We start from the raw sequence: 4,333 nt of genomic DNA on the forward strand, positions 1-4,333 counted from the left end.
GCGCGGGGGTGTCCGCCGCATGGATGCGGCGGCCAAGCCCCCAGGGATGGGTTTACGGCGTCCCCCGCGTGCCCACGCTGCTCCGACCAAGCCGAGAGAACCCAGAGCCGACACGCTTCGGCTTTGCGCTTTGCGCCCTGGCTTGTAGAAAGCGCCCGCCGGCCGCAGGCCGGCCAACATCCCCCCGCTGCGCTGCGGCGCGACCTGCGGCCGACCGATCTGGGATAATGCGCGTTCTTGTTTCCTCTGCTGCCGGACCCGGTCATGACCCAGAAGACGCTGCTCAACGATACCCACCGCGCCCTTGGCGCCAAGATGGTCGATTTCGGGGGTTGGGACATGCCCATCCACTACGGCTCGCAGCTGGACGAGCACCACCTGGTGCGTCGTGAGTCGGGCGTGTTCGACGTCAGCCACATGACCGTGGTCGACCTGCGCGGCGACCAGGTCAAGCCGTTCCTGCGCCGCCTGCTGGCCAACTCGGTCGACAAGCTCAAGGCCACCGGCAAGGCGTTGTACTCGTGCATGCTGAATCCGCAGGGCGGCGTCATCGACGACCTGATCGTCTATTACCTGGGCGAGGACTTCTTCCGCATGGTGGTCAACGCCTCCACCCGCGAGAAGGATCTGGCGTGGCTGCGCGAGCAGGCTGCGCCGTTCAACGTCTCGGTCGAGCAGCGTCCGGACCTGGCGATCCTCGCCGTGCAGGGGCCGCAGGCGCGCGACATCGTCATCGGCCTGGCCCGCGAAGCCGACCGTGAGTCGCTTGGCAAGCTCGGCCGTTTCGCCGCGCTGCAGGTGCAGTCCGACGACGGCGTTGAACTGTTCGTCGCCCGCACCGGCTACACCGGCGAAGACGGTTTCGAGATCCTGCTGCCGCAGGATGCCGTGGTCGCGTTCTGGAACCGCCTGCTTGCTGCCGGCGTGAAGCCGGCCGGTCTTGGCGCGCGCGATACCCTGCGCCTGGAAGCCGGCATGAATCTGTACGGCCAGGACATGGACGAAGCGATCAGCCCCTACGAAGCGGCGCTGGCCTGGACGGTGTCGCTGGACGAAGGTCGCGACTTCATCGGCCGCGACGTGCTGGAGGCGCAGAAGGCGGCTGGCAACGCGCGTCAGATGATCGGCCTGGTGATGGATGAGAAGGGCGTGCTGCGCCATGGCCAGGCGGTCACCACTGCCGGCGGCCAGGGCGAGATCCTGTCCGGCACCTTCTCGCCGACCCTGGCCAAGGGCATCGCATTCGCGCGCGTGCCGGCCGGTGAACTCGGTCAGGTCACCGTCGACATCCGCGGACGTCAGGTGCCGGTGCGGGTGGTCAAGTTCCCGTTCGTGCGCGAAGGCCAGGCCCAGCCCGGCGTGCTTGGCGACGCCTGATCCAATCATGCCGGTCGTCACTGCCAGCAGTGGCGGCCGGTTGGTTACACTAGCCCCGTTTTTTCCACCCCCTGCATATCTCTGGAGCAGTCCCATGAGCGAGATCCCCGGCGACCTCAAGTTCCTCAAGTCCCATGAGTGGGCCCGTGTCGAAGGCAATGGCCGCGTGACCGTCGGTATTTCCGACCACGCCCAGGGCCTGCTGGGTGACCTGGTCTACGTCGAGCTGCCCGAAGTCGGCGCGACCGCCAAGGCCAACGAGCAGATCGCGGTCGTCGAGTCGGTGAAGGCCGCCTCCGACGTCTACAGCCCGATCAGCGGCACCATCGTCGAGGTCAACTCGGCACTGGCCGACAAGCCSGAAACCATCAACGAAGACGCCTWCGGCRAYGGCTGGATGTTCGTCGTCGAAGTGTCCAACAGCGACGAGCTCAACGAGCTGCTGGACCCGGACGCGTACGCCGAAGGCCTGGAAGACGAAGAGCACTGAGTCGTCGTTTCCCCAAAACGAAAACGGCCACCCTCGGGTGGCCGTTTTCGTTTTGGGGGAGGCTTCGAACTTATGCCGGCCGGTTCGCCGCATGCCATCGCCATGGCATCAGTCGGTGTTGAGCGCGGCCAAAAGGCGTGCGCAGTTTTGCGCAAATCCGCGTTTCCACCCCCGCGGCGGCGCGCCCGGATGTGAAAAGTTTTTGGCCTTGTTGCAGGTCCGTTGTGCTGGCGTTGGCGCGTGCGTTGCCATGCATGGCTGCGTCGCCGGGTGGCGTTCCGCTTCAGACCCCTACATGACGCAGAGTGCTTATTTCAAGTGTTTTTTCTTCGCTGTTCGCGCGCAGTTGATGGCAGCGACGATGCGCGATGCAGTGTTTGCCGGCGCTCGCGGAGGAACATCGGCAGGCGCGGGAAGGGCTTCCGGGACGCGGCGGATGTGAAAATTTTTCGCGGGGGTTGTTGACAGTAAAAAAAACCGTGATTAGGTTTCGCCTCAGCAGACCTTGCCTGCCAAACCGAGTGCGCAGAATCAATCGTCCGATGCGAAGCAGCCCCTCGAAGACCACCGCGATCCTCAAGACGGTGGACATGGCCCCGCTTCCCCCGGAGAAATGCAAGGCGACCCCTGTTCCGATGCCTGCTCCGCCGATCGTGGCGGGCATCACCGCATCCGTAACGGCGCGCCCGACGCGCCGGCGGTCCCCGCACGCAGCATGGGCGGGTTTGATCCACCTGGGCGTTTCAACTCCCTATCACTGACGAGGAGCCATCACCATGGCAACCAAGAAAGCTGCGAAGAAAAAGCCCGCCGCCAAGAAAGCGGTGAAGAAAGTCGCCAAGAAGGCCGCTGCCAAGAAGGCAGTGAAGAAGGTCGCGAAGAAGGCGACCGCCAAGAAGGCAGTGAAGAAGGCTGCCAAGAAGGTCGCCAAGAAGGCCACGGCGAAGAAGACAGTGAAGAAGGCGGCCAAGAAGGTAGCCAAGAAGTCCGCTGCCAAGAAGGCCGTCAAGAAGACCGCGAAGAAGGCCGTCAAGAAGGTAGCCAAGAAGGCCACCAAGAAGACTGCCAAGAAAGCCGCCAAGAAGACCACTGCCCGCAAGCCGGCCAAGAAGGTCGCCAAGAAGGCAGTGAAGAAGGCGACAAAGAAGACCGCCAAGAAGGCAGTGAAGAAGACTGCGAAGAAGGCGACCAAGAAGGCTGCCCCGAAGAAGGCTGCCAAGAAGGTTGCCAAGCGCAAGCCGGCCGCCCGCAAGAAGAAGGCCGCTCCGGTGGCCCTTCCGGCAACTCCGGCACCGCTGATCTAAGTACTTCCCGATAGCCGCACCCTGAGACCCCTTCCCCGACTGCCCAGCGGGGAGGGGGTTTTTTTATGGGCCGTCTGCGCCTGGCCAGCTGCGATGGTCAGCTGCTTCACAGGGAAACCGCTCGACCAGGAAATCCACGAAGCTGCGCAGCCGGGTCGAGTGATAGCGGTCGTGCGCATAGACCACGTGCATGGGCCGACCGTGCCGGCCATGTTCCGGCAGCAACGGGACCAGGCTACCCGCATCGATGTCTGCTGCCAGCAGCAGGCTCGACTGCAGGATGATGCCCTGGCCTTGCAGCGCGGCCAGTCGCAACGCTTCGCCGTTGTTGATCTGCAACCGTCCCGAAGGCGGCGCTGGCAATGCCGCTTCGTTGCCCAGCCAGTGCGACAGCGCAGCCGGATCCAGCGACAGGCATTGATGCTGCTGCAGCTCCTGCGCGTTGTGCGGCGTGCCATGCCGTGTGAGATAGGCCGGTGATGCACACAGGGTCAGCCGGTAGGCGCTGAGCGGACGCGCTACGAGATGCGTGGCGTCGGCCAGCGTGCCGATGCGGATGGCGGCCTCGAATCCTTCATCGGCCAGTTCGACCACGCGATCGGTCAGGACCAGTTCGACACTGACCTCGGGGTAGCGGTCCATGTAGGTCGACAGTGCCGGCACCAGCGCATGCGTGCCGAAGATCACCGGTGCACTGATCCGCAGCTTGCCCGCCGGTGCCAGATGGTGATGCTGTGCCTGCGCATCGGTTTCCTCCACCAGACGCAGGATCTCTTTGCAGCGACCGTAGTAGGCCTCACCGAAAGCGGTCATGTGCTGCCGACGGGTCGTGCGGCTCAACAGCTGCATGCCCAGCCGTCCCTCCAGGGCGCGCAAGTGCTTGCCGGCCATCGTTGCGGAGATGTCCAGCGCCGATGCCGCGGCACTGAGGCTGCCCTTTTCCACGGCCAGCACATAGACCTGCATGCTCTCCAACAGGTTCATCTGACACCCCGGGTTCTGAATGTTGAAACCTCGCCGGAGTTTATCAATCGAGGGTGTTCAAAGAGCATGTCCGCACGGCCAGATGGGCCGGCAGAACCTGGCAGGGCAACACATGAAACTGGATCTTGAAGGACGTACCGCGCTGGTCACCGGCGCAGGCAGTGGCATCGGCGCAGGT

Annotated in this window: 5 protein-coding genes; 3 read left to right on the plus strand and 2 right to left on the minus strand. The window is 64.2% G+C overall.

Annotated elements, in window-relative coordinates; translation table 11 throughout:
• Positions 1 to 264 precede the first annotated feature (264 nt).
• Positions 265 to 1,377, plus strand: coding sequence for a glycine cleavage system aminomethyltransferase GcvT (gcvT, locus tag AB4Y84_RS14545; protein ID WP_025877786.1), 1,113 nt, complete (start codon positions 265 to 267; stop codon positions 1,375 to 1,377).
• 94 nt (positions 1,378 to 1,471) lie between these two features.
• Positions 1,472 to 1,867, plus strand: coding sequence for a glycine cleavage system protein GcvH (gene gcvH, locus AB4Y84_RS14550; RefSeq protein ID WP_442250337.1), 396 nt, complete (start codon positions 1,472 to 1,474; stop codon positions 1,865 to 1,867).
• 283 nt (positions 1,868 to 2,150) lie between these two features.
• On the opposite strand, the gene AB4Y84_RS14555 is transcribed toward gcvH, so the two are convergent.
• Positions 2,151 to 2,531, minus strand: coding sequence for a hypothetical protein (locus AB4Y84_RS14555; RefSeq protein ID WP_363732084.1), 381 nt, complete (start codon positions 2,529 to 2,531; stop codon positions 2,151 to 2,153).
• Positions 2,532 to 2,643: 112 nt separating this feature from the next.
• Between AB4Y84_RS14555 and AB4Y84_RS14560 the strand changes: the two genes are divergently transcribed.
• Positions 2,644 to 3,171: a hypothetical protein gene (locus tag AB4Y84_RS14560; protein ID WP_025877789.1), complete on the plus strand. Its 528-nt coding sequence runs from the start codon at positions 2,644 to 2,646 to the stop codon at positions 3,169 to 3,171.
• A gap of 63 nt (positions 3,172 to 3,234) precedes the next feature.
• Here the strand turns inward: AB4Y84_RS14560 and AB4Y84_RS14565 are convergent, their stop codons facing one another.
• Positions 3,235 to 4,155 carry a LysR family transcriptional regulator gene (locus AB4Y84_RS14565; protein WP_442244895.1) on the minus strand — a complete coding sequence of 307 codons (921 nt, stop codon included), beginning with the start codon at positions 4,153 to 4,155 and terminating at the stop codon, positions 3,235 to 3,237.
• Between the last annotated feature and the right edge of the window lie 178 nt (positions 4,156 to 4,333).

The organism is Stenotrophomonas sp. 2YAF22 (assembly GCF_052114665.1).
In the GTDB taxonomy this organism is placed as follows: domain Bacteria; phylum Pseudomonadota; class Gammaproteobacteria; order Xanthomonadales; family Xanthomonadaceae; genus Stenotrophomonas; species Stenotrophomonas indicatrix.

Bases quoted from the DNA above. Each gene is read 5' to 3' on its own strand.
- gcvT (WP_025877786.1), top strand. From the start codon at position 265: ATGACCCAGAAGACGCTGCTCAACGATACCCACCGCGCCCTTGGCGCC.
- AB4Y84_RS14555 (WP_363732084.1), bottom strand. From the start codon at position 2,531: ATGCCCGCCACGATCGGCGGAGCAGGCATCGGAACAGGGGTCGCCTTG.
- AB4Y84_RS14560 (WP_025877789.1), top strand. From the start codon at position 2,644: ATGGCAACCAAGAAAGCTGCGAAGAAAAAGCCCGCCGCCAAGAAAGCG.
- AB4Y84_RS14565 (WP_442244895.1), bottom strand. From the start codon at position 4,155: ATGAACCTGTTGGAGAGCATGCAGGTCTATGTGCTGGCCGTGGAAAAG.